Origin of the sequence: Shinella sumterensis (assembly GCF_004514425.2) — a bacterium.
GTDB classification, from domain to species: Bacteria; Pseudomonadota; Alphaproteobacteria; order Rhizobiales; family Rhizobiaceae; genus Shinella; species Shinella sumterensis.
In genome coordinates this window covers 380936-403737 of sequence record NZ_MYFN02000001.1, presented here as the reverse complement: position 1 = coordinate 403737, position 22802 = coordinate 380936, and the positions used below count along the sequence as shown (strand labels likewise).

Here is a 22802-nt window from a genome sequence, read left to right as displayed (position 1 = left end):
GGTCTTTCAGTCGATGCGCGTTTCGGTTTCACTGTCGAACAGCACGATCTTCGAGGTATCGACCGCCAGTCCGGCTTCGCGACCCGCATGGGCCTGCCGTGGCGGGAGACGGGCGGTCACTTCCACGCCGCCAAGCTGGAAGACGGCCAGCGTATCCGGCCCGGTCGGCTCGACGACGTCGAAATCGATGGTCAGCGAGGGAGCGGTGCTGCCGGTTGAAGCAATGGAGAAATTCTCCGGACGGATGCCAACCAGGACCTTCTTCCCGGCATAGCGACGCAGGGCGTCCGCCGAAAGCGCGATCCCGCCGATGCGCGCCGCCGGCCGGCGCGCGATCTCGATCACCGCCGTGCCGTCCGCTTCCAATAGGGCCGGCACGATATTCATGGCGGGCGAGCCGACGAAACGCGCGACATAGACATTGGCGGGACGGTCATAGACAGCCTGCGGCTCGTCGAGCTGCTGCACCACGCCGTCCTTCATCACGGCGACGCGGGTGGCAAGCGTCATCGCTTCGATCTGATCATGCGTGACATAGACGATCGTCGTACCGAGACGCGCGTGCAGTCGTTTGATTTCTGTGCGCATGTCCACGCGCAGCTTGGCATCGAGGTTCGACAGGGGTTCGTCGAACAGGAAGAGCTTCGGCTCACGTACGATGGCGCGCCCCATGGCGACGCGCTGGCGCTGGCCGCCCGAGAGCTGCGAGGGTTTGCGGTCGAGCAGATGGGTGATCTGCAGCAGATCGGAGGCTGTTTTCACGGCCTTGTCGCGGTCGGCCTGCGCGACCTTGCGGATCTTCATGCCGAACTCGATGTTCTGCCGCACGGTCATGGTCGGGTAGAGCGCGTAGGACTGGAACACCATGGCGATGTCTCGATCCTTCGGCGACAGGTCGTTGACGGTCCTGCCGGCGATGCGGATCTCGCCGCCGGTGACGGTCTCCAGTCCGGCGATCATGTTGAGCAGCGTGGACTTGCCGCAGCCGGAAGGCCCGAGCAGCACGAGAAAGTCGCCGGTTCCGATGGAGATGGAGACTTCCTTCAGAACCTCCAGATTGCCGTAGGCCTTGCGGACGCGATCGATTTCAAGAGTGGACATGGGCTCAGCCTTTCACGGCGCCGGCCGTCAGCCCGCGGACGAAATAGCGGCCCGCGACGATGTAGACGACCAAGGTTGGGATGGCGGCGATCATGGCGGCGGCCATGTCGACATTGTACTGCTTGCGGCCCATCGTGACGTTGACGATGTTGTTGAGCGCAACGGTGATCGGGGAAGACTGGCCGGCCGTGAAGGACACGCCGAACAGGAAGTCGTTCCAGATCTGGGTGAACTGCCAGATGCACGACACGACGATGATGGGCAGGGCCGCCGGCAGCATGACGGAGAAGAAGATGCGGAAGAACCCTGCCCCGTCGATCTGCGCCGCCCGCGTCAGTTCATCGGGAATGGTGATGAAGTAGTTGCGGAAGAACAGCGTGGTGAAGCTGATGCCGTACACCGTGTGCACCAGCACGAGACCGGGGATCGTGCCCGACAGACGCAGGCTGCCCAGAAGCTGGGCCATCGGCAGGATGACGGCCTGAAACGGCAGGAAACAGCCGAACAGCATCAGGCCGAAGACGAAGTTCGCCCCGGGAAAGCGCCATTTCGTCAGGATATAGCCGTTGATCGCGCCGATCGCTGTGGACAGCGCAACCGCCGGGATGACCATCAGCAGCGAGTTGACGAAGTAGGGCCGCAGGCCATCGCAGGCCGTACCGATACAGGCCTGCCCCCAGGCCTTCTCCCATGCCTCGAAAGTGATCGCCTGCGGCAAGCCGATAAAGGAGCCCGAATAGATTTCGTCGAGCGACTTGAGCGAGGTGACGATCATCACCCAGAGCGGCATCAGATAGAAGATGGCGAGCGCGATCAGCGATCCGTAGATGAAAAGGCGGCCGAACTGATGCGCGCGGCGCGCGGAGCGAGCCTCAGTGCTCATTGCGCGCCTCCTTCAGCTCCGAATAGAGATAGGGAATGATGATGGCGGCGACCGTCATCAGCATCATCATGGCGCTTGCAGCACCGACACCCATCTGGTTGCGCCGGAAGGTGGCGGAGAACATGAACGTGGACGGCATCTCCGTCGAATTGCCGGGACCGCCGCCGGTCAGAGCCAGCACAAGATCGAAGCTCTTGATCGAGATGTAGCTCAAGAGGACGATGACACTCAGGAAAGCCGGGCGCAGCATCGGCACGATGATGTTGAGATAGATGCGCGGCAGGCTCGCGCCTTCGATCTGTGCGGCCTTGATGATCGACGTGTCGATGCCGCGTAGGCCGGCCAGGAAGATGGCCATGGCAAAGCCGGTCGATTGCCAGACAGCGGCAATGACGACGCAGTAGATGGCGTATTCGGGCCGCGTGATCCAGTCAAAGACGAAACCGGTCCAGCCGAGATCGTTGACGACCTTCTCGACGCCGAGATCCGGGTTGAGGATCCACTTCCAGGCCGTCCCCGTCACGATGAAGGACAGCGCCATCGGATAGAGATAGACGGCGCGCAAAAACCCCTCGGCGCGGATCTGCTGATCGAGCAGGATGGCGATCAGAAGACCGATCGCGATCGTGATCGCCAGGAACAGCACGGTGAACACGAAGAGATTGGCGACCGCCGTTTCCCAGCGTGGCGTCGACCACAGGCGGATATATTGCTCCAGTCCGACAAAGTCGTATTTCGGAACCATTTTCGACGACGACAGGGAAATCCAGCCCGTCCAGGCAATGAAGAGATAGACGCCGACGATGATGGCGACGAGGCTTGGCGAAAGGACCAGCCGCGGCAGCCATCGCGAGAATCTATCCTTCAGCGAAAGTGTACTGCGCATGACAGTCATCCCACCGTTTCATAATATTCATGCCCGAAATGCCCGCCGGAATTGTCCGGCGGGCATTTCGGAACGAGCGATCAGCGCGCGTTGTTGATGCCGTCGACCAGAGCCTGGACGGCGTCCTTGGAGGACATGTCGGTGACGAAGAACTTGCCGACGACGTCGCTGAACACGCCGGAGAACTGCGGCGGGGCTGCGAAGCCCTCCGTCAGGCCGCCCACCATGTTGCCGCTGGCGACAGCCGCTTCACGATCGGCGAAGCTGCGCTTGGCGCAGGCGTCGAAATCCTCGACCGAGACATCCGACCGGGCCGGAATTGAGCCCTTGATCTTGTTGAAGTTCTTCTGGACCTCCGGGTCCATGATCGATTCCGCCCAGGCATCCTGCGCGGCGATGACGGCCGGATCGTCGTTGTTGAACACACCGAAGGCATCGATGATGAACTTGAAGTTCGCGGTTGCGGCCGGCGTCGGGAAGCACAGGAAATCTTCGCCGGGCTTCATGCCCTTGGCCAGAAACTCACCCTTGGCCCAGTCGCCCATGATCTGCATGCCGGCCTTGCCGCTTGCGACCATGCCCGTCGCCACCGCCCAGTCGCGGCCGGTGAAACCGTCGTCGACGAGACCGCGCACCTTGCGCAGCTTGTCGAAGGCATCGACCATCTGGTCGCTGGAAAGAGCGGCTTCATCGAGATCGATGACCGCCTTCTTGTAGAACTCCGTACCATTCACATCGGTCACGATCGCTTCGAAGACTTCGAGGATCTGCCAAGGTTCGTCGCCGATGGCCAGCGGCACGACGCCGGCTGCCTTGAGCTTGTCACCGGCCGCGATGAGCTCATCCCAGCTTTTCGGTTCGGCAATGCCGGCCTTGTCGAAAACGGCCTTGTTGGCCCATACCCAGTTCTGGCGATGCATGTTGATCGGCAGCGAGATGAAGGTGTCGTCGCTCTTGACGAAGACGAGCAGCTGCGGCGCCAGCGCCTTGTCCCAGCCGTTCTTGGCATAGAGATCGTTGAGGGAGCGCAGGACGCCCTCCTTCGCCCAGTCCAGGCCTTCGTAGCCGAGGAACTGCATGGTTGTCGGCGGATTGCCCGCGGCAAGGCGCGTCCTGAGCGCCTGCAAGGCGTTCGCACCGGAAAGGCCTCCGACGGCGCTGTCCTGCCAGGTGTAACCCTTCGAAGCGAGCTTGTCGGTAATCACTTTCAACGCGTTGACTTCGCTTTCGGAAACCCAGTGATGGATGCCTTCCACAGTTCCCTTGCTCTCGGCCATTGCGGCGACCGGAAGAAGCGAGATCGAGGCGGCAAGAAGCGTAATCAGTTTCATTATGTTCCCCTGTATTTGCTCTGGTGGTTGAATGTGGATGGCAGGTGCGAACTCCCGGCACCTGCCGCATGGACTATGCGTCGGCCGGTTCGACCGCCGCCGCATAAGGCACGTTGCGGCCGCCATAGCGGCGGACGCGGATGTTGGCCTGCTCGGCATGGCCGGCGAAACCTTCCATGAGGCAAAGCCGCGAGCCGTAGGCTCCGATCATGGCGGAAGCCTCGTCGGTCAGGATCTTCTGGTAAGTGCAGGTCTTCAGGAATTTTCCGACCCACAGGCCGCCGGTGTAGCGGGCCGCCTTGTTGGTCGGCAGCGTGTGATTGGTGCCGATCACCTTGTCGCCGAAGGCGACATTGGTGCGTGCGCCGAGGAACAGCGCACCGTAGTTGCGCATGTTGTCGAGGAAGTAGTCCGGATCGCGGGTCATGACCTGGACATGCTCGGAGGCGACACGGTCGGCTTCCGACAGCATCTCTTCGATCGTGTCGCACAGGATGATCTCGCCGAAGTCTTCCCAGGCCTTGCCGGCAACGGCCGCTGTCGGCAGGATTTTCAACAGCCGCTCGATCTGCGCGAGCGTGTCGCGCGCCAGCTTTTCCGAATTGGTGATGAGCACCGCCGGAGAGTTGACGCCGTGCTCGGCCTGACCTAGCAGGTCCGTTGCGACGAGCTCTCCATCAACGCTGTCGTCGGCGATAACAAGCGTTTCCGTCGGGCCGGCGAAAAGGTCGATGCCGACGCGGCCGAAAAGCAAGCGCTTGGCTTCCGCCACATAGGCGTTGCCAGGGCCGGCCAGCATATCGACGGGCTCGATCGTCTCGGTGCCATAGGCCATGGCGGCAATCGCCTGCACGCCGCCGAGGCAATAAATCTCGTCGGCGCCGGCAAGTGCCTGCGCCGCGACGATCTTCTCCGCAATCTTTCCCTGGAATGGCGGCGCGCAGGTGATGACGCGCTCGCAGCCGGCAACCCTCGCCGTCAGCACGGTCATGTGGGCGGAGGCGAGCAGCGGATATTTGCCGCCCGGAACATAGCAGCCGACATTCTGGATCGGCACGTTCTTGTGCCCCAACACGACGCCGGGCAGGGTCTCGATTTCGATATCCTTCAGCGCCGCCTTTTGCGCCTCGGCGAAGCGGCGGATCTGCTCCTGGGCGAAATCGAGGTCTTCGCGTTCGCGGATCGTCAGCGCATCGATACAGGCTGCGATTTCCTGCTTGGTCAGGCGATAGGAGTCCCGGTCGAACTTGTCGAACTGGACGGAGAGTTCCCGAACCGCCTTGTCGCCACCGTCCCTGACCTTTGCCAGAAGGGCTTCGACTGCCTTGGTGACCGCGCTGTCGGTGCCGCCGTCTTCGATGGTGGCCGTGGCCGTTTTGATGTGCCGGATCATGACAAAGTCTCTTCGTTCACGGCCACCGGTGGCGCCGCGTCATCAATGGTCTTGGGAGGGTTGCAGGGAGGCCGTCGCCTCCCCGCTCAAGCAATCAGAGGTGCTGCTCGCGGGCGCGCATCTCTGCGTAGGCCGCCTGTTCCTTCTCGTAGTAGGCCGGCGACGGGAAATCCCACCAACCGGTTGCGAAGGGGCCGGCCGCGTCTCGCGAGACGATGACTTCCACGAGCGCGGGGCCGCCGCATTCGAGCGCCGCCTTCAGGCTGCTTTCGAGATCCTCGTCATTTTCGACCTTCCAGGCCTGCAGACCAAACGCGCGGGCAGAGGCCGCGATATCCGCCGAATAGGGCGCGCCATTGCCCGCGTGATGGTTGAATTCCGAGGCAATGTGACGGCCCATGAACTTGCGCATGCCGCCGCGGATCGACATGTAGCCTTGGTTGTTCAGGACAAGGAAGACGACGTTGATGCCGTTCATGACCGCCGTGCCCATTTCCGGCAACGACATCATGAAATCGCCGTCGCCCACGATTGAAACGACCTGACGGTCCGGGCAGGCGAGCTTGGCGCCGAGTGCCGCCGGAACCGCCCAGCCCATCGGCGAATAGGAGCCGGACGTGATATGGGTACGCGGCTCGTAGACCGGGAAGCTCTGCTTGACGGAACCTTGGGTGTTGCCCGAGCCGACGACGACGATACCGTCGCGGTCGAGCACCTTGCGCAACGCCACGAGCGGACGCTGCGAGGTGAAAGGCGTCTCGCGGCTGTTTTCGCGCGGCTCGACCAGGGTGCGCCACTCGGCCTTGGCCTTCTGCACGTCGGCGAGGAACGGTTCTCGACGTGCCTGCATTTTCTGGGCATCTGCGTCCGAGATCAGTGACAGGATCGCCTCCAGAGTCACCTTGGCGTCCGCGACGATGCCGACTTCCGTCTCGTAGTTCTTGCCGATCTCACGCGGATCAAGGTCGATATGAATGAGCTTGGCCGAGGGGATCGAGAACGAGACGCCCTTGGCATAGGAGGACGCCGACCAATCGGTGAATCGGCAGCCGACGGAAACGACCACGTCGGCGGACGCGGTGATCTTGTTGCCGCAGGTCGTGCCTGTCTGCCCGACTGCGCCGATGAAAAGCGCATGGTCTTCGGAAATCGCGCCCTTGCCGTTCCAGGTGATCGAGACGGCCGCACCGAGCTTTTCGGCAAGACGCGTCAGCTCGGCCGAGGCGTTTGCCGTGATCGCGCCGCCGCCGGCGACGATAACCGGGCGTTCGGCGGAAAGAAGAACCTTCAATGCTGCTTCGACGGCCTTGGGATCCGGATAGGCGACGCCGACCGGCAGGCGCTTGCCAAGCGGATGAATGGTCACATCCGCCGCCTCGACCTGCACGTCCATCGGGACTTCGACATGGACCGGACCCGGTCGGCCTGTCAGCAATTCGCTGAAGGCACGGTGCATAATGCTTGGGAGGACCTGCACCGAATTGGCTTGCCAGGCGCGCTTCGTCACCTGTTCGGTGATGCGCGGAAAGGCGTTGTCCTGCTGGCGTTCCAGTTCCTGCATGGTCCCGTGGCCGTGCATGTAGGTCTGGGGCGAACCGGAAACGTAAAAGAGCGAGGTCGAGTCGCAATAGGCAGTTGCAAGGCCGATGATGGTGTTTGCGGCGCCCGGACCGACAGAGGTCGAGCACGCCATCGGCTTGCCCGAAGCGCGATAGTAGCCATCGGCCATGTGAACCGCGCTCTGCTCGTGCATGACCTGGATGAAGGGAATTTCCGATCCCTCCTGCAGGAATGCGTCGAACAGCGACCAGATGCCATGGCCCGGCACGCCCGCGACATATTCGACGCCGTATTCCTTCAAAGCCTTCGCGACGACTTGGCCACCTGTCAGTTTCATGTGATCGACCCTCTGAAATATCGTTATGGTGCTTACAGGAAGATCAGCAGCTCGGGGCGTCTTCCGATGAGAGCCGCATTCTTCGGCGGAGCGTGACGCATCGCAAGTTCGCAGCAATTGAAACGCTGACGCAAGGTGACGCACATTCAGCGCAGTTTTGCATCATTCGACTGGCTAATATCGACCGGATGTCGCGTCATGTCGCCACGGAAGAACGCCAGAAGCTGAAAGGCGGCCGGCTGCGCATCCTTCGCAAGCTGAAGCGGATTTTGCGTCATGATGCGAAGAAATAAGTTGCGCCGCGAACTTCTTTGACGCCATCCGGTGTGGCTTGTTTAGGGCACAGAAAGAGACGAGAGGCATTGCAGTGCAGAACCTGAGCAGAGACCTGGCTTTCGCGGACGCGTTCATCACGGCGACGCTGGTGGAAAATGTGGTCGACTACGATGTGGCCGATGCGATCGTCGTCAATATCAGCCCCTCCCCCATGGTGACCGGCGATGAACACCCCGCCATCGTCCCGGCCTGGAAATCCACCTGGCTGAAGGGCGGGCGCATCCGTTCAGCCGAGCGAGCCGCCGTCATCAAGGTCGTCAACCCGACCAATCTGGGCGGCTGCATGTTCCGGGGCTGGGATTGGCTGGGAAATCGTATCCGCAGCTTTCCGCGCGATACGCCGCTTTACATCTCGGCGCAGGATACGATCGGCACGGTGACACTCGATCCGCGGGTCTTTACCAATGAACGTGCGAGCGCAGAGGCGTCGCAGACCTTCACATTGAAGCTCAATCTCTGGTGGTCGCCCGGTGATACGGATTGCTTTATCCACAACGAGCACCCGTTCTTGGAAACCCATACGCAGATCCATGGCTCGGGCCGCATGCAGAAGTTCAAGACGCGGGATGCCGCTGAGATCTACGAGGACGTCGTCATGCCGATCGGCTATTCGCACGACCCCTTCTGCCGGGTGACAGGCGAAAATCAATGGACCTATCCCTGGCACCGCTACTATGCGGATACCGACAGCGTCTGGCTTGCGGTCGAACTCCATCCCTAGGGTGGCGGACGTCAGCTCATCTGGATCATGTCCGAGCCATCGCCGAGATATTGCAGGGCCTCGCGGGGAATGGCCGGGTCGTTGCGATCGAGAACTGTCAGGTCCTTGAGTTGATCGCGGCCCAGCAGACCCGGGCCGCGATAGTGCAATGCCACCTTCGTGGAATACGGCTGGCGAAAGACGGTCGCCGCGATGCCGCTGGAGATGCCGAACATGAACCGCTTGGCATTGCGCTTGACCTGAGCATAGACGCCGAACGTCAGCTCGTTGGACTGGATACCCTCGAAATCGGCTGTGAACAAACGGTCGGCGACGGGAAAGCAGAAACCGTAATATTTGAAGACGTACTCCGTCTTCTTCGGATTATCGAAGCTTGGGAAGCGCTCGACGTAATAGTGCTGGAGGAACTCGTTGTTGCGGTAGATGCAGAAGGCAGAGCGCAACACGAAGCCCTTGTAGATCGAGGAGAACTGGTAGCGATCGTAGACACCCACAATGTCGTCGTGATCCGCCCTGTTGTTCTCCACGATCATGTCGGAAACGAAACGCGTGAATTCGGGCATCTGACGGGCCGTCGCCATGGCGTGAAAGAAATTGCCTTCCACAAGGGTGCGGAATTCGTCGGGATCGGCAAACAGCATCGGCACGCTGAGCCCGAAATAGTTCGCGATGATCCGGAGGTTGGCTGCCGATGGGACATGGGCGCCGGAGAGGTACTTGTTGAACTGCTGCCGGTTGACATTGATCTTGCGGCAGACCGCAGCGACGGAGCCGTGCTGCCCGCAGAGTGTCCTGAGATTTGCCGCGAAGGCATTACCGTCTCTACCCAGATGATCCATTCCGGCCCTCAAAAGTGACGCATTATGACGCTCAAAATACGTCATATCGCTAAAGGTATCAATCATCTGCGAAGTTGTGCCGCAAGACGTCCCGGATCAATCTCAAGGCGATAAGAGGAGGATTTTAGTGCACCCTACGCAAGCCACCGGCTGGTCCGTCATGGGCACAGGCACGATTGCAACGGAGCACATGGTTGCGGCGATCCGCGCGGCAGGCCACCAGCCGCTTTGGGTCGTCAGCCGTAACGAAAGATATGCCGCGCATTTTTCGCAGGACATGGAAATACCCGGCATCACCATCGACGCACGCGAAGCCCTGCGCGATAAACGTGTCGGCTTCGCCTATGTCAGTGCGGCCAGGAGCCGACGAAAACATTACATCCTGGCTGCCGCCGCGGAGGGCAAGCACCTCTTGTGCGACGGCCCGATCGCAGGCGGCAGCCGCGTCGCCGCAGAGCTGACCGATGCCTGCGCGAAGGCCGGCGTGATCCTCGCGATCAACCAGCCGCTTCGTGCCTTGTCACCGCACCAGACGATGCGCCGCCTGCTGCAAGAGGGCGAAATCGGCACCCTGCAATCCCTGCTGATCGCGCGTGGCGCGCCTTTTCACCCTCCACCGAACCGACATATCGACGACGTCGTTGATCACGAACAAGCCCTGCTCGACATCACTTTGGAGGACATCGATCTCGCCCGGTTTCTGACCGGGCAGGAAGCGGTTGCCGCATCTGCGCTCATCGCCGCGGATCAACGCGCCTATGCAATCGAGATGTCCGGTGGCGCGATCCTGCAGGCGTATGAGAGTTTCACGGCAGCGGAATTCGAAAGCGTCGTGATGCTCGCAGGCGATCGTGGAACGCTCGTTGCCCATGGGACGCTCAGCGGAAAGGGGTCAGGAACCCTCGTGCGGCGCCTGAACGGCCGAAACGAATTGATTCCTGTGCGGGACAGAGACCAGCACATGTCGACACTGGAGGCTTTCCTGACGCTTCCGCAAAAAAATGGCGGGATCTGGCTTTCGCTCGGCGAAGACAATGTCATCGCGCTTCAGGTCGCAGAAGCCATTCAGGCCGCGCAGAAGCGTCGGCCGGTTATCGTCAGCCAGTAAACGGACCATCGGAGCCCGACCGTGATCAAATCCCACAACCAACTCGTTTTTCATTCCATGGCGTCGAAACCGAATTCGCTGGCGATCGACATCGAGATCGCCAAAAGCGTTGGCTTCGACGGACTGGAGACGTCCGGCGCCAAGATCTCCGCCTATCTCGACGCCGGTCATGACGAACAGGCGCTCAAAGCCCGGCTTGACGGTCTCTTCCTTCCCGGTATCGGCTTCCTGATCGATCTCGAACGGCAGGGAGAGGCTCGAAAGCAAATGCTGCAGGAGGCGGAAGCCTTGTGTGTGCTCGCCAGCGCCGCCGGCGCCAGGGGGATTGAAGCGATCACCGGGCCGCTGGATATCAGGGTTTTTGAAGCCGATGCCAAAAAACATCACCCCGATCTGTACCGAGGCCTGATCGACCTGCCGCAAACGGAGCAACTTGAACGCACGGCGTCAAATCTCCGGACGGTCGCCGATATAGCGGCGACCTACGGGCTTATAGTCTATCTCGAATCTCTTTCCTGGACCCCTCTGAATAGCCTGGATGCGCAAATGCGGATTCTCGATCTGTGCAAACGGGACAACGTGCGCCTCGTGATCGACTTCTGGCACGCCTATACGTCGGGCGACAGTCCGGAGCGTGTCGCTCGCCTCGACAAAGACCTGATCTACGGCGTGCATCTTTGCGATTCCCTTGCCTATAGCGGGGGCGTACCCAACGAGGCAGCGCTGCGGGATGTGCCCACCGGCGCAGGCGTTCTCGACCTGCAAAGCTGGGTCGATGCGGTAAAATCGACGGGGTACAAAGGCTGGTGGAGCTGCGAACTGTTCTGCCGGCGTCAACACCAGGAGAACAGCTTCGATGTCGCCAGGGAGCTCAAGGCGTTGATGGAGAAACTGATATTCGAGTGATAAGGCAATCGCTCCTGCAGTCCCAGCGTGGCGTGCTTGATGCGCCCAAAACAAACGACCGGAGTGATTCACTTCATCCGAGTTCCGTCAGCGGCGATGACGTCGTCCCGCGTATCGACATCGGTGCGGGCCGCCGCAAGGCAGGACGATATCAAACCCGGACAGTCGTTCATCATGCTCGCCCTACGCGACCTCGGGCAACCCGCCGATCAGCTTGTCGAGTGTTATCGGATAGTCCCTCACCCGGACACCGGTGGCGTTGTAGATCGCATTGGCGATGGCCGCTGCGACACCGCAAAGGCCCAGTTCTCCTACGCCCTTCGCTTTCATCGGGGATGAGAACGGATCGGTTTCATCCATGAAGATCACGTCCTGATGGGGGATGTCCGCATGAACAGGCACCTCGTAACCGGCGAGATCGTGATTGACGAAGAAGCCGCGGCGCGTATCGACCACCAGTTCTTCGGACAGGGCCGCCCCCGCGCCCATCGTCATGGCACCGATGACCTGGCTGCGTGCGGTGAGCGGGTTGAGGATGCGGCCCGCCGCACAGACGGCCAGCATTCGGCGGATACGCGTCTCGCCGGTAACGATATCGACCCCGACTTCCACAAAATGCGCGCCGAAGGTGGATTGCTGGTGGGTTTTGTCGAGATCCCCCCATGTCATCGTGTCTTCGCCGATCAGCCCGTCCGCACCGGCTGCCTGGGAGAGCGGCACCGCCCGGTCGCCGGAGCGGACCCGGCCACCGTCGAAAACAACATCCTGCGTGTTGAAGCCGAGCCTGGCGGCGACCGCCGCGCGCAACTTCACACAGGCGGCGTAGACGCCCGATGTCGACGAGTTTCCGCCGAACTGGCCGCCCGAACCGGACGAAACGGGAAACCGGGAATCACCCAGACGCACCGTCACCCGGTCGATATCCACCCCCATCATTTCCGCCACCGTCTGGGCGATGATCGTGTAGCTGCCCGTGCCGATATCGGTCATGTCGGTTTCAACCGTGATCATGCCGTCGCCATCGAGGCGAACGCGCGCACCAGAAGGCATCAGAAGATTGTTGCGGAAAGCGGCGGCGACGCCGACGCCGATCAGGGCGCCGTCCTCCCGCCGCGTTGCGGGCGCACCGCGCTTCTGCCAACCAAAACGCTCCGCACCCAGCCGGAGACACCCGATCAGGTTGCGATGCGAAAAGGGACGCTCCGGCTTTTCGGGATCGACCTGCGTATCGTTGAGAATACGGAATTCGACCGGATCCATTTGCAGCTTTTCCGCCATTTCGTCGATGGCGATTTCAAGCGCCATCATGCCCGGCGCTTCGCCGGGCGCGCGCATGGAATTGCCTTCCGGCAGGTCGAGTGTGGCGAGCCGCATTGCCGTCTTGCGGTTTGCCCCGGCGTAAAGAAGCCGCGTCTGGTTGACAGCGAGCTCCGGCTGACCGCCGGGAAGGTCACCGGACCAGCTTTGATGACCGATCGCCGTAATCCGGCCATTACGTTCCGCGCCGATGCGTATGCGCTGGACAGTCGCCGGACGGTGGGTGGTGTTGTTGGCCACCAGCGGCCTCGGTAACGCCACCTTGACGGGTCGTCCGGCCGCCTTGGCGGCGAAGGCCGCCAGAACGGCATCCGCACGCAGGAAGAGCTTGCCCCCAAAGCCGCCGCCAATGAAGGGCGACATCAGATGAACCCGTTCCTTGTCGATGCCCAACGTGGTCGCCAGATCGCTGCGCCACCAATCGATCATCTGGCTGGATGTCCAGATCGTGAGATCGTCGTCTTTCCAGGCGGCGATGGAGGCGTGCGGTTCCATCATCGCATGCGACTGGTCGGGCGTCCTGTAGACGGCGTCGAGCGTCACCGGCGCATCGGCGAAGGCCCGCTCGAAATCACCGACGGCGGTATCGGGCTTGTCCGAACCGTCGGGTTTCACCGCACCATCCATCGCCTCTTCGAGATCGTAGGCGCCGTCCTCAGGCGCGTACTCGACCTTGACGAGAGCGCCTGCGGCGCGGGCCTCCTCGAAAGAGCGCGCAACGACGACGGCCACGGCCTGATGGTAATGCTGGATCTTGTCGCCGCCGAACACCGTCGCGGTGTTGTACTTGCCCTTCTCGCGCTCGCCGACGTCGAGTGTCGTCACCACAGCCAGCACACCCGGCGCCTTTTTTGCGGCCTCCGTATCGATCGATCGTACACGGCCCTTGGCGATGGCGGCGCCGACAGGGTGGCCGTAGGCATAATCCATCTGCGGATCATGCCATTCATAGGCATAGCGGGCGTTGCCGGTCGTCTTCAGCTCACCGTCAACGCGCGGAACAGGTCGCCCAACAACATTGAGCCGATCAATGGGATTTGTGGTTGCTGGCTTGTCGAACTGCATGTCTTACCCCCTCGCTTCCGTGAAGATCGCAGCGACCATGCGCTCGACCAGATCGACCTTGAAACGGTTCTGTTCTGTCGGGCGGGCATCAGCCATCAGGACCGCAGCGGCCCGGCCCGGTCCGTTCGCAAGCTCCGCCTCGGCTTCTTCCGAACGCCATGGCTTGTGCGCCACGCCGCCGACAGCGATGCGGCCCGTGCCGTCGGACTGGACCACCGCGCCGATTGAAACGAGCGCGAAGGCATAGGAGGCGCGATCACGCACCTTCCGGTAGACCTGCCTTCCCCCGACCGGCGGCGGCAGAACCACCGCCGTGATGATCTCGCCGTGCTCTAGGACGGTTTCGATATGTGGCGTCTCGCCGGGCAGGCGGTAAAAATCGGTGATGGGTATCGTGCGCCCGGTGCCATCGCCCTTCACGGTTTCGATGGTCGCGTCGAGCGCGCGCATGGCGATTGCCATGTCGCTCGGATGGGTGGCGATACAGGCGTCGCTCACGCCCACTACGGCGTGCTGGCGGCTAAAACCATCGATCGCGGCACAGCCGCTGCCGGGGTTGCGCTTGTTACAGGGCTGGTTGGTGTCGTAAAAATATGGGCAACGCGTGCGCTGAAGCAGGTTTCCCGCCGTGGTGGCTCGGTTGCGCAATTGTCCGGATGCCCCCGCCAGCAGCGCACGGGACAGCAATCCGTAGTCGCGCCGAACCGTATCATGCGCCGCAAGGTCCGTGTTGCGGACCAGCGCGCCGATACGCAAACCGCCTTCAGGTGTGGCTTCGATCCGGTCCAGCTCCAGACCGTTGACATCGATCAATCGCGCCGGCCTTTCAATTTCCAGCTTCATCAGGTCCAGGAGATTGGTGCCTCCGGCAATGAACTTCGCATTGGGATAAGCGGCCACCAGGTTGGCCGCTTCCTGGACGGACGTGGCCCGCTCATAGGTAAAGGCTCTCATGGCGTGCCCTCCGCAACCTCGAATATGGCGTCGAGAATGTTGGAATAGGCACCGCACCGACAGATATTGCCGCTCATCCGCTCGCGAACTTCCTCCGGCGTAAGCGCGATCGTGCCCGTCAGATCCTCGGTGACGTGGCTGGGTATCCCGGTGGCGATTTCCTGAAGAACCGCCACGGAGGAACAGATCTGCCCCGGCGTACAGTAGCCGCACTGAAAGCCATCATGTCGAACGAAGGCAGACTGCATTGCATGCATGTTTTCCGGCTGGCCCAGCCCCTCGATGGTGGTGATCTCGTCGCCCTCGTGCATCAGCGCCAGCGACAGGCAAGAATTGATGCGGCGACCATCGGCGATAACCGTGCAGGCGCCGCACTGGCCATGATCGCAACCCTTCTTCGTTCCGGTGAGGTGCAGATGCTCGCGCAAGGCATCGAGCAGCGTGGTGCGATTGTCCAGCGTGAGTTGGTAAGGCTGGCCGTTGACCTTAAGGGAAACCGTCGAGGTGAAATCCATCTTCTCTTCCAGAGCTTGCGCTTTGATGTGACCGACTGCTGTCCTTGTCAGTCATGGGCGGGTTTAAGAGAAACGGATTCCGCTGAAAAAGTTCCATCGCCGCGATATGCAACTGCGTCGCCGCCCCTAGACTCGTGGCCCGATCGCTGGCGCCAATCACGAAATATTTCATCAGGGAACGACGGACGCAGATCGTGGTTGACTTGGCGCAGGCGAATGAACGCCTGCCTTTCTAAACCCAAGGAGAAGCATAATGCCGAACCAAGGCGGAACTCATGAACAACACGTAAAGGCTGGTCAGCAGAGCCACAAGAACGATGATCAAAAACGTCAGGCTGCCGGCAGTCGCGACCAGAGCGGCGGTGAACGCGGCGGCAAGGGCAATTTCGCGAACGATCGCGAAAAAGCCTCCGAAGCCGGACGCAAGGGCGGAAAACACTAAACAGCCCAAAGATGAGACGGAGCCTGCCACGGATGTGGCAGGCGAAAGCCCATGACTTTCGCTTGGGAACGTTGCCCCCTTTTAATCGTTGAGGGCCGAACCGCATAACGGAGGATTAGGTGGCCAGGTTCTATTTCAAGATTCAAGACCAGGAAGGCGTACTCCTCCCGGACAGGGCCTTCGAATTTGAATCCGTCGCGGACGCGACGGAGCAAGCGAAAACCCTCTTGGCGGAAATGGCCCTCGACGGACTGCCCAAAGAACCGGTCGACAGCATTTCGGTCGAGTTGCAGGATGAGGACTTCAGGCCCTTGCTCACATTGCGTCTCCTGATGGAGACCCTCCCGCACGGCCAGTCGACTTTGCCGTCGCATTCGCCGTAGTCGATTTCAGCCGGAGAATCATGTTTGTCCGACAGCCAGGCGACTCCCGCACGGCTGTCGACGCGGACTAGAACCGCATGGCGTCTTTACCGGCCGCCTTCGCATCATAGAGTAATGCGTCCGCCTCGTTGATCAGCTCGCTTATATCGCGCTTGGAAGAGCTCCACGTGCCGCCGATGCTCGTGCGAACGTCGGCGATGTTCCCGCCGATAGGGATAGGCTCCCTCATGCGCTCCATGATGCGTTTGGCCGCGGCCTCCCCTGTAACGCGGCTCCCGGCGATAACCACAACGAACTCATCCCCGCCGATCCGCGCGACGAGATCGTTTTCTCTGACAGCGGATGTGAGGCGGGTTGCGGCGGTTTGCAGGACGATATCTCCCATTGCATGGCCATGAACGTCATTCACCTTCTTGAAGCCATCCAGGTCGAGCGCAAGAACGACGAAGCCGTCCGCCGACTGTAGAGTAGCGAATGCGATCGAAAGGCCACGGCGATTCAAGAGCCCGGTCAGCGCGTCCGTGCGCGCCGTCTCCTCCAGCATCTCGATCCTTCGCCGCTCTTCCGTGAAATCGAACGCCATTCCAACGATTTTGACCGGCCTGCCTTCGCTGTCACGTAGCAGCCTCCTATCGCAGCGCATCCAGCGTTCGCCATGGATGGTATCGAGACGATATTCAGCGACATTCTGATCGAGTTCTCCCGCGATCAGGGGCGTGAGGTCCGCCTGAGCGCCATCGTTCACATTGACCCTGTTGACGTAGCACTCAAGATCAAGCCGTGCGGCGGTTGGACCGCCGATAAACTGAGCCAGCCGGTCCGATGTCTCGAATTTTCCGGTCAGAATGTCCATTTGCCAGAAGCCGCCGCGGATGGCTTCGAGCGCCAGTTCAAGTTGCGCCGCACGCTCGGCAAGCTGTCGCTCATGCTCCTTATGGCGGGTGATGTCTTCGATTTGCGATATGAAGCGCACGACCTTGCCGTGGGCGTCGCGCATGGCGGCGATATGAATGTGGTCACGGACGGTGGAGATTGATGCTGCAATGATCTAGAAGGAATGTACGCATGGCGGCCCTCCTTTCGGGCACCCAACCAGCATGAAGGCGGAACGTTCCCTGCTGCCCGACGTGATAGCGAAAAAACGGCGTGCTGCCGGGCTGACAGCCCCGCGCTGAAAAGACGCAAATCCTCCGATTTCCATCGCTGACGATCAAGTCACGACAGCCAGCCCGGCCGAAGAATATGCCTCGCCGGGCTGGCAGTCGTTGGATCTGGCTTGCGCCTCAGCAACGATCGATATAGCGGCGGCCGTAGCGGTCGCGATAGTAGCACTGGCCGGGCTGATCCTGGACGTTGCCGATCAGCGCGCCTGCGACACCGCCGACGGCAGCACCCACAGCCGCACCACGGACGTTACCGGTTGCGACCCCGCCCACGACGGCTCCAGTTGCAGCACCCACACCGGCACCGCGTTCGGTGGCAGTGCAGGCACCGAGCGACAGGCCGATGCAGGCGATAAGGATCATCTTCTTCATTGTTACCTCCATGTTTAGACATCAGCCTAACCCCCGCAAGGCGCTCAGGTTCCAACAACGGCGTGGGCCGCGTCACAATTTTTAGAAAGACGGGAACATAAGAGCGCCAATGAAGTCTTCACCCACCCGTCGCTGGCGGCGTTTCGTTCGGTGCAGGTGTGTGATCCCGCAATGCAGCCTTCTGTTCACCTGAAATGAAGCGAAGGAATGCCGGGCGCGCGCGCCTTCATTCAGGAAGAGCGACAGGTAAAGACAGTCGATTCAACGCCCTCCAAGCTCGGAAGAACTCAGAGGCCTCTCCGGAAACGACTTCGACGAAGCCTACCAGGATGAACAGGAAGACGCGCATGAAGACGCTGTCGATCTTTTCAAGCGCTACGGCTCGGAAGGTGATAACCCGGATTTGAAAGCCTGGGCTGCCAAGACGGTTCCCGCCTTGGAACACCATTTGAAAATGGCCGAGGATCTCGAAGAGAAACAATAACGCCAGCAACACAAAAATCGTCATGGCAAGCCTCCGCCCCTCTTCCGCCGGGCGGAAGCGCTGGCGGAGTCCGGACCTTAGGAGCTCTGTTAAAGTCCGATCGCCACAGGATTACGCTGAGCGGACGGTTCGGCTTGCATAGGCGGTGCGCAGGCGCTGCTGGTTCAACGCATCCTGCTTGGGCGCGATGCCGAAGGTCCTCGAATATTCCCGACTGAACTGCGACGCGCTTTCGTAGCCGACCTTGTAGGCGGCCTCGGCAACATTGACCGCCTGCGTGACCATGAGCCGGCGCGCCTCCAACAAACGCAGCTGCTTTTGAAACTGAAGCGGCGTCATCGAGGTCAATGCCTTGAAGTGCTGGTGGAAGGACGATGGGCTCATCCGCGCAATTTCCGCCAGATGCTCGACGCGAAGCGTGTCTGCAAAGTTCGTGTGCAACGTCGATACGGCCCTGACGACGCGCTCGATATTTGATTCCGGCAAAGCCAGTTTGCAGAGCTCGCCGCCATGGGGGCCGCTCAACAGCCAAAAGCAGATTTCGCGCACGATCGAAGGCGCCAGGACAGGGATTGCTTTCGGCGTCGCCAGCATTCGAACCAGACGAAGAATGCAGTCTGCCAACGGTTCATCCACTTTGGCAACAAAGGCACAGGGGCCCGACTCTTCTACCTGCGCCGGCGGCGTGTCCAGTTGCTCGAGAACCTCCCGCAACGTGGCGACGTCGAAATCGATCATGACGCCAACATATGGAGCCTCTTCGCTTGCCTCCACGATCTGGCCTGTCGCGGGGACCCCGACGCTGACGACGAGGCACTCCATCGTTCCATAGCTGAGGCGCTGATCTCCGAGATGCAGCTCCTTTCCGCCTTCCAGCACCACGCAAAGCGACGGCCGATAGATGTTGCGCATCGGCATCATCGACTGAAAGGACCGTACAATATTGAAGCCTTCGATCGCGGTCGGAAACAGCCCCTGGCCACCTCCCTGCTCGTCGATATACGCCGTTACGGCATCCAGCAATGGCCTGTTCACGTTTGGCTCCCGACCCTTCACGGGCCAGGAAAACACCTGACCCCGCGCCGGCATTGTCACGCCTTTTGCAGGAATGGGCAAGTTTCTTGAGGGTTCAGGCATTCTGGTCATGGGACACTCCATCTAGCTTATGGGTGCAACCAAGCGAGGAGTAGTCTCAAGATGGCAGAAATCGCCGCAGGGTCAAGAGATCCTTCCACGAAAAGGGTGTTCTCTGAAGCATCAAGCCGTGAATACGCAAGCAGATGGCGTATCGTCGCCATCTGCGCCGTGCTTCTCCTGATCAATGCATTGTCGCAGATCGATCGAATACTTCCCTTCATTCTCTCGGAAAAGATCAAGGCCGACTTATCTCTCACGGATACCCAGATGGGACTTCTGACCGGTCTCGCCTTTGCAGTCTGTTATGCCCTTCTCTCATTACCGCTTGCGCGCGCTGCGGATAGGGGATCACCGCGACTTGTGCTGGTGTCCTGCATCCTGCTCTGGAGCGTCATGACCACACTCGGCGGCTTCGCAGCAAGTTTCGCTTTTCTCGCGCTGACCCGCTTCGGTGTCGCGTTCGGAGAGGCGGGAGCGGTTCCGGCAGGCCACGCATTAATCGCGCGCAAGATCGGACCGGAACGACGCGGCCTTGCGATCGGCCTTTTCGCAATGGGAATCCCGCTCGGAACGATGGTGGGTTTTGCAGCAGGCGGCGCCATTGCGGACATCTTCGGCTGGCGTGTCGTGTTGATGGGTGCCGGCGTCATCGGCATCCTGGTCGGCCTGTTGACGGCGCTTGTCGCAGGCCCGACGCCACGCTTGCCGCTTACGACCACCCGCAGCGAACCCTTCCTGCGGACAAGCCTCGATCTTTCGTCGTCTCCGGCTTTCCGCTGGCTGTTCCTGGGCACGGTTTTCCTCGGCTTTGCCGGTGCGCCCTTCTACGCCTTTTCCATACCCTTCCTGATACGGACCTATGGCTTTACCGCAACCGAGGTCGGCGTTTCCTTTGGCATGCTGCAGGGGCTGATGGGCATCATCGGCACGCTGGGCGGCGGGCGCTGGTTCGATCACGCGGTGCGCTCGGGCTCCGGCAGGGTGCTGGGCCCTCCGGCGGTTCTCTTCCTGCTCGCCAGCCTGACAACGACGGCAGCGCTGTTTGCTCCGGCCGGCTGGATGTCGATCGCATTGTTCGTCCCGGGAATGCTGTCGTTCTCCTTCATGCTGCCCTGGGGGTTTGGCGCCGCACACCTCGTTGCCGGGCCGGGCCGGCAGGCCCAGGCGTCCAGCCTCGTGATGATCGGGAGCGGCCTTGCCGGTCCGGCACTTGGACCGCTCTTCGTCGGCGTTATCAGCGATGCCGCAAGTGCAACCGGCATTTCCAATGGCCTGGGACTGGGCCTCTTGATCGTGCCCCTCGCCAGTGTCCTGTCGGGCATCACCCTGCTCGTCGCAAGTCGCCGCATCGGCATCTTCCTTCGCCAGCACCCAACTGAAACTTAAAACAGCTTTCAGGAGCCTCCCATGAAATACAAAACCCTGGGCAATACAGGTCTATTCGTCTCGGAGCTTTGCCTCGGCACGATGACGTTCGGAGGCAAAGGCCTCTGGTCCAACATGGGCAACGTCCAGCAGGGCGACGCCCAGGCTTTGATCGCGCGTGCTCTCGAGCACGGCATCAATTTCATCGACACTGCGGATATATATTCGAATGGCGTCTCCGAGGAGATGATAGGCCAGTCGCTCAAGAACCTTGGCGTCAGGCGGGAAGACGTGGTCATCGCCACCAAGGTCTGCGGCCCGATGGGCCCCGGACCCAACGAAGCGGGCAATTCACGGGCTCATATCTTCGACAGCATCAAAGCCAGCCTGAAGAGGCTCCAGCGCGATTACATCGATCTATACCAGCTTCACAATTTTGACGACGTGACGCCAATCGAAGAGAGCCTGGAGGCGCTCGACGGTCTAGTCAGGCAGGGCCTGGTTCGCTACGTCGGCGTTTCGAACTGGTCGGCGTGGCAGATGGCCAGGGCGATAGGCCACAGCGAACGCCTCAATGTCGTGAAGATCGCAACGTCGCAGAATTACTACACGCTTGCCGGCCGCGATATCGAACGCGAGATCGTACCGTTCCTCGATGCCGAGAAGCTCGGGCTTCTGGTGTGGAGCCCGCTGGCCGGCGGTCTGCTCAGCGGCAAGTTCGGCCGTGGCCGGCAAGTCGAAGAAGGCAGCCGCCGCAGCACCTTCGATTTCCCGCCGGTCGCCATGGATCGGGCATATGACATAATCGAGACCATGGAGCGTATCGGCGCGAAGAAGGGCGTGAGCGCCGCGCGGATTGCGCTCGCCTGGCTTTTGCATCAGTCCCGTGTCACGAGCGTGATCATCGGCGCGAAAACCATCAACCAGCTCGACGACGGTATCGGATCCACGGAGGTCGCGTTGAACTCCGACGAAATGGCCGAACTCGACAAGGTCAGCAGGCTCCCACCCGAATATCCAGCCTGGATGCAGCGAAGCCGTCAGGTGCCGGCAAGACCACCGCTCGGCAAGATCGTCGACGCGGCTCAGTAAGCCCCGCTTTTCGCTCCGCAATTCAGGATTCATGAGGTCGCGCCCCCCACAGCGACCTTTGTCCGCCGCAGGGCCCCTCCCCGCCGGCTCTGCGGCGGACACCCCCCGCCCAAGAGAAGGAACTGACAATGTCGAAATACTGGACGCTTGATGACATGCCATCACAGACAGGCCGCACGATCCTCGTCACTGGAACGGGTGGCCTGGCTTTCGAGGACGCCATCGCATTGGCCGGCGCCGGTGGTGACGTGATCCTCGCAGGCCGCAATCCGACGAAAGGCGCCAGCGCCATTCGGCGTATCAAGGAAAACGTGCCTGGTGCTGCGGTAACGTTCGAACAAGTCGATCTCGGCCACCTCGCGTCCATCGAGGCACTTGCCACAAGACTGAGAGGCAGCCGCGCTCATCTGGATGTGCTCATCAACAATGCGGGCGTCATGACGCCCCCCATCCGCAAGACGACGGACGACGGCTTCGAATTGCAGTTCGGCACCAACTATCTCGGCCACTTCGCCCTGACGGCCCGATTGCTGCCGCTTCTCATCAATGGCCGGGAGCCGCGGGTCGTGACATTGTCCAGCATTGCGGCGCGCACGGCCAACGCCGCAATCAACTTCGACGACCTGCAGGCAGAGCACGATTACAAACCGATGCCGGTCTACAGCCAGTCGAAGCTGGCGTGCCTGATGTTCGCTCTGGAACTCCAGCGGCGCAGTGAGAAGGCCGGTTGGGGCCTCTCGTCCATTGCGGCCCATCCCGGGATATCCCGCACCGACCTTCTGCACAACGCACCGGGCCGGCGCAGCGCTCAAGGCCTCCTGCGGTCGCTGTTGTGGTTTTTGTTCCAGCCGGCGTCCCAGGGAGCGCTGCCGACCCTGTTTGCAGCGACATCGCCGGATGCACATGGCGGCGGCTACTACGGTCCCGACAAGCTTCAGGAGACACGCGGCCACCCAACGGAAGCTCGGATACCAAGGCAGGCAATGGAAAACCATGTCGCGCAAAGGCTCTGGGAAATCTCGGAGAGGCTGACCGGCGTTTCATTCGAACAGCCGCGGCTGTCGTCGGCAACCGTCGAACCGGTTACGCAATCCCTCGCTCGGGAAGGCTAA

The 22802-nt window shown here is 61.2% G+C and carries 22 protein-coding genes and 1 pseudogene; 10 read left to right on the top strand and 13 right to left on the bottom strand.

From position 1 onward, the window contains the following. Window positions 1-6 precede the first annotated feature (6 nt). The 6 genes from B5M41_RS01965 to B5M41_RS01940 form a co-directional block, all read right to left on the bottom strand. The gene (locus B5M41_RS01965) at window positions 7-1101 is read right to left on the bottom strand and encodes an ABC transporter ATP-binding protein (RefSeq protein ID WP_134646471.1); all 1095 of its coding nucleotides are present in this window, start codon (window positions 1099-1101) and stop codon (window positions 7-9) included. Window positions 1102-1105: 4 nt separating this feature from the next. Then, complete coding sequence (locus B5M41_RS01960) at window positions 1106-1984, bottom strand: carbohydrate ABC transporter permease (protein ID WP_134646470.1); 879 nt, start codon at window positions 1982-1984, stop codon at window positions 1106-1108. After that, window positions 1974-2870, bottom strand: coding sequence for a carbohydrate ABC transporter permease (locus B5M41_RS01955; RefSeq protein WP_134646469.1), 897 nt, complete (start codon window positions 2868-2870; stop codon window positions 1974-1976). The genes B5M41_RS01960 and B5M41_RS01955 overlap by 11 nt, the downstream gene beginning before the upstream one ends. Before the next feature lie 80 nt (window positions 2871-2950). Then, the gene (locus B5M41_RS01950; RefSeq protein WP_134646467.1) at window positions 2951-4201 is read right to left on the bottom strand and encodes an ABC transporter substrate-binding protein; all 1251 of its coding nucleotides are present in this window, start codon (window positions 4199-4201) and stop codon (window positions 2951-2953) included. A 73-nt stretch (window positions 4202-4274) separates the two neighbouring features. Then, a complete protein-coding gene (gene hisD, locus B5M41_RS01945; RefSeq protein ID WP_134646465.1) occupies window positions 4275-5594 on the bottom strand; it encodes a histidinol dehydrogenase in 1320 nt (439 codons plus the stop codon). Between the two features lie 94 nt (window positions 5595-5688). Next, complete coding sequence (locus tag B5M41_RS01940) at window positions 5689-7491, bottom strand: thiamine pyrophosphate-binding protein (protein ID WP_134646463.1); 1803 nt, start codon at window positions 7489-7491, stop codon at window positions 5689-5691. 92 nt (window positions 7492-7583) lie between these two features. Here B5M41_RS01940 and B5M41_RS01935 point away from each other — a divergent pair, with 92 nt between their 5' ends. Further along, on the top strand, window positions 7584-7784 hold the full coding sequence (locus B5M41_RS01935; RefSeq protein ID WP_134646461.1) for a hypothetical protein: 201 nt from the start codon (window positions 7584-7586) through the stop codon (window positions 7782-7784). Between the two features lie 74 nt (window positions 7785-7858). Further along, window positions 7859-8548: a hypothetical protein gene (locus B5M41_RS01930; protein WP_134646459.1), complete on the top strand. Its 690-nt coding sequence runs from the start codon at window positions 7859-7861 to the stop codon at window positions 8546-8548. 11 nt (window positions 8549-8559) lie between these two features. On the opposite strand, the gene B5M41_RS01925 is transcribed toward B5M41_RS01930, so the two are convergent. Continuing rightward, window positions 8560-9387, bottom strand: a complete 828-nt coding sequence (locus B5M41_RS01925; protein ID WP_134646457.1) for a helix-turn-helix domain-containing protein — start codon at window positions 9385-9387, stop codon at window positions 8560-8562. A gap of 160 nt (window positions 9388-9547) precedes the next feature. Between B5M41_RS01925 and B5M41_RS01920 the strand changes: the two genes are divergently transcribed. Both B5M41_RS01920 and B5M41_RS01915 read left to right on the top strand, forming a co-directional pair. Then, entirely contained in the window at window positions 9548-10495 is a 948-nt protein-coding gene (locus tag B5M41_RS01920) for a Gfo/Idh/MocA family protein (RefSeq protein ID WP_134646772.1), read from the top strand. Between the two features lie 21 nt (window positions 10496-10516). Next, complete coding sequence (locus B5M41_RS01915) at window positions 10517-11401, top strand: sugar phosphate isomerase/epimerase family protein (protein WP_230639949.1); 885 nt, start codon at window positions 10517-10519, stop codon at window positions 11399-11401. A 183-nt stretch (window positions 11402-11584) separates the two neighbouring features. Here B5M41_RS01915 and paoC read toward each other — a convergent pair whose 3' ends face one another. The 3 genes from paoC to paoA are packed head-to-tail and all read right to left on the bottom strand — an operon-like array spanning window position 11585 to window position 15252. Beyond that, window positions 11585-13783 carry an aldehyde oxidoreductase molybdenum-binding subunit PaoC gene (gene paoC, locus B5M41_RS01910; RefSeq protein WP_134646455.1) on the bottom strand — a complete coding sequence of 733 codons (2199 nt, stop codon included), beginning with the start codon at window positions 13781-13783 and terminating at the stop codon, window positions 11585-11587. A gap of 3 nt (window positions 13784-13786) precedes the next feature. After that, entirely contained in the window at window positions 13787-14737 is a 951-nt protein-coding gene (locus tag B5M41_RS01905) for an FAD binding domain-containing protein (protein ID WP_134646453.1), read from the bottom strand. Then, window positions 14734-15252: an aldehyde dehydrogenase iron-sulfur subunit PaoA gene (paoA, locus tag B5M41_RS01900; protein ID WP_134646451.1), complete on the bottom strand. Its 519-nt coding sequence runs from the start codon at window positions 15250-15252 to the stop codon at window positions 14734-14736. Before paoA ends, B5M41_RS01905 begins: the two co-directional genes overlap by 4 nt. Before the next feature lie 253 nt (window positions 15253-15505). Between paoA and B5M41_RS01895 the strand changes: the two genes are divergently transcribed. Both B5M41_RS01895 and B5M41_RS01890 read left to right on the top strand, forming a co-directional pair. Beyond that, entirely contained in the window at window positions 15506-15694 is a 189-nt protein-coding gene (locus B5M41_RS01895) for a KGG domain-containing protein (protein ID WP_134646449.1), read from the top strand. A gap of 119 nt (window positions 15695-15813) precedes the next feature. Continuing rightward, complete coding sequence (locus B5M41_RS01890; protein WP_134646447.1) at window positions 15814-16077, top strand: DUF6894 family protein; 264 nt, start codon at window positions 15814-15816, stop codon at window positions 16075-16077. 67 nt (window positions 16078-16144) lie between these two features. On the opposite strand, the gene B5M41_RS01885 is transcribed toward B5M41_RS01890, so the two are convergent. Further along, entirely contained in the window at window positions 16145-17074 is a 930-nt protein-coding gene (locus B5M41_RS01885) for a sensor domain-containing diguanylate cyclase (protein WP_134646445.1), read from the bottom strand. A gap of 286 nt (window positions 17075-17360) precedes the next feature. After that, entirely contained in the window at window positions 17361-17612 is a 252-nt protein-coding gene (locus B5M41_RS01880) for a glycine zipper domain-containing protein (RefSeq protein WP_134646443.1), read from the bottom strand. A gap of 280 nt (window positions 17613-17892) precedes the next feature. Between B5M41_RS01880 and B5M41_RS01875 the strand changes: the two are divergent. Further along, window positions 17893-18096 (top strand): annotated as a pseudogene (locus B5M41_RS01875) (DUF4142 domain-containing protein); the annotation flags it as partial. A 111-nt stretch (window positions 18097-18207) separates the two neighbouring features. On the opposite strand, the gene B5M41_RS01870 reads toward B5M41_RS01875, so the two are convergent. After that, complete coding sequence (locus B5M41_RS01870; protein WP_209020844.1) at window positions 18208-19131, bottom strand: AraC family transcriptional regulator; 924 nt, start codon at window positions 19129-19131, stop codon at window positions 18208-18210. 162 nt (window positions 19132-19293) lie between these two features. Here B5M41_RS01870 and B5M41_RS01865 point away from each other — a divergent pair, with 162 nt between their 5' ends. From B5M41_RS01865 to B5M41_RS01855, 3 genes are all read left to right on the top strand, one after another. Then, the gene (locus B5M41_RS01865) at window positions 19294-20619 is read left to right on the top strand and encodes an MFS transporter (protein ID WP_134646441.1); all 1326 of its coding nucleotides are present in this window, start codon (window positions 19294-19296) and stop codon (window positions 20617-20619) included. A 21-nt stretch (window positions 20620-20640) separates the two neighbouring features. Continuing rightward, window positions 20641-21690: an aldo/keto reductase gene (locus B5M41_RS01860; protein ID WP_134646439.1), complete on the top strand. Its 1050-nt coding sequence runs from the start codon at window positions 20641-20643 to the stop codon at window positions 21688-21690. Window positions 21691-21818: 128 nt separating this feature from the next. Beyond that, window positions 21819-22802 (top strand): SDR family oxidoreductase, encoded by a 984-nt coding sequence (locus B5M41_RS01855; protein WP_134646437.1) that lies wholly within the window; start codon window positions 21819-21821, stop codon window positions 22800-22802.

Coding starts and splice junctions, on each gene's coding strand:
- B5M41_RS01955 (WP_134646469.1), bottom strand. CDS start 2,870: ATGCGCAGTACACTTTCGCTGAAGGATAGATTCTCGCGATGGCTGCCG.
- B5M41_RS01855 (WP_134646437.1), top strand. CDS start 21,819: ATGTCGAAATACTGGACGCTTGATGACATGCCATCACAGACAGGCCGC.
- B5M41_RS01920 (WP_134646772.1), top strand. CDS start 9,548: ATGGGCACAGGCACGATTGCAACGGAGCACATGGTTGCGGCGATCCGC.
- hisD (WP_134646465.1), bottom strand. CDS start 5,594: ATGATCCGGCACATCAAAACGGCCACGGCCACCATCGAAGACGGCGGC.
- B5M41_RS01960 (WP_134646470.1), bottom strand. CDS start 1,984: ATGAGCACTGAGGCTCGCTCCGCGCGCCGCGCGCATCAGTTCGGCCGC.
- B5M41_RS01860 (WP_134646439.1), top strand. CDS start 20,641: ATGAAATACAAAACCCTGGGCAATACAGGTCTATTCGTCTCGGAGCTT.
- B5M41_RS01965 (WP_134646471.1), bottom strand. CDS start 1,101: ATGTCCACTCTTGAAATCGATCGCGTCCGCAAGGCCTACGGCAATCTG.
- B5M41_RS01885 (WP_134646445.1), bottom strand. CDS start 17,074: ATGCGCGACGCCCACGGCAAGGTCGTGCGCTTCATATCGCAAATCGAA.
- B5M41_RS01895 (WP_134646449.1), top strand. CDS start 15,506: ATGCCGAACCAAGGCGGAACTCATGAACAACACGTAAAGGCTGGTCAG.
- paoC (WP_134646455.1), bottom strand. CDS start 13,783: ATGCAGTTCGACAAGCCAGCAACCACAAATCCCATTGATCGGCTCAAT.
- B5M41_RS01865 (WP_134646441.1), top strand. CDS start 19,294: ATGGCAGAAATCGCCGCAGGGTCAAGAGATCCTTCCACGAAAAGGGTG.
- B5M41_RS01950 (WP_134646467.1), bottom strand. CDS start 4,201: ATGAAACTGATTACGCTTCTTGCCGCCTCGATCTCGCTTCTTCCGGTC.
- B5M41_RS01905 (WP_134646453.1), bottom strand. CDS start 14,737: ATGAGAGCCTTTACCTATGAGCGGGCCACGTCCGTCCAGGAAGCGGCC.
- B5M41_RS01940 (WP_134646463.1), bottom strand. CDS start 7,491: ATGAAACTGACAGGTGGCCAAGTCGTCGCGAAGGCTTTGAAGGAATAC.
- B5M41_RS01925 (WP_134646457.1), bottom strand. CDS start 9,387: ATGGATCATCTGGGTAGAGACGGTAATGCCTTCGCGGCAAATCTCAGG.
- B5M41_RS01880 (WP_134646443.1), bottom strand. CDS start 17,612: ATGAAGAAGATGATCCTTATCGCCTGCATCGGCCTGTCGCTCGGTGCC.
- paoA (WP_134646451.1), bottom strand. CDS start 15,252: ATGGATTTCACCTCGACGGTTTCCCTTAAGGTCAACGGCCAGCCTTAC.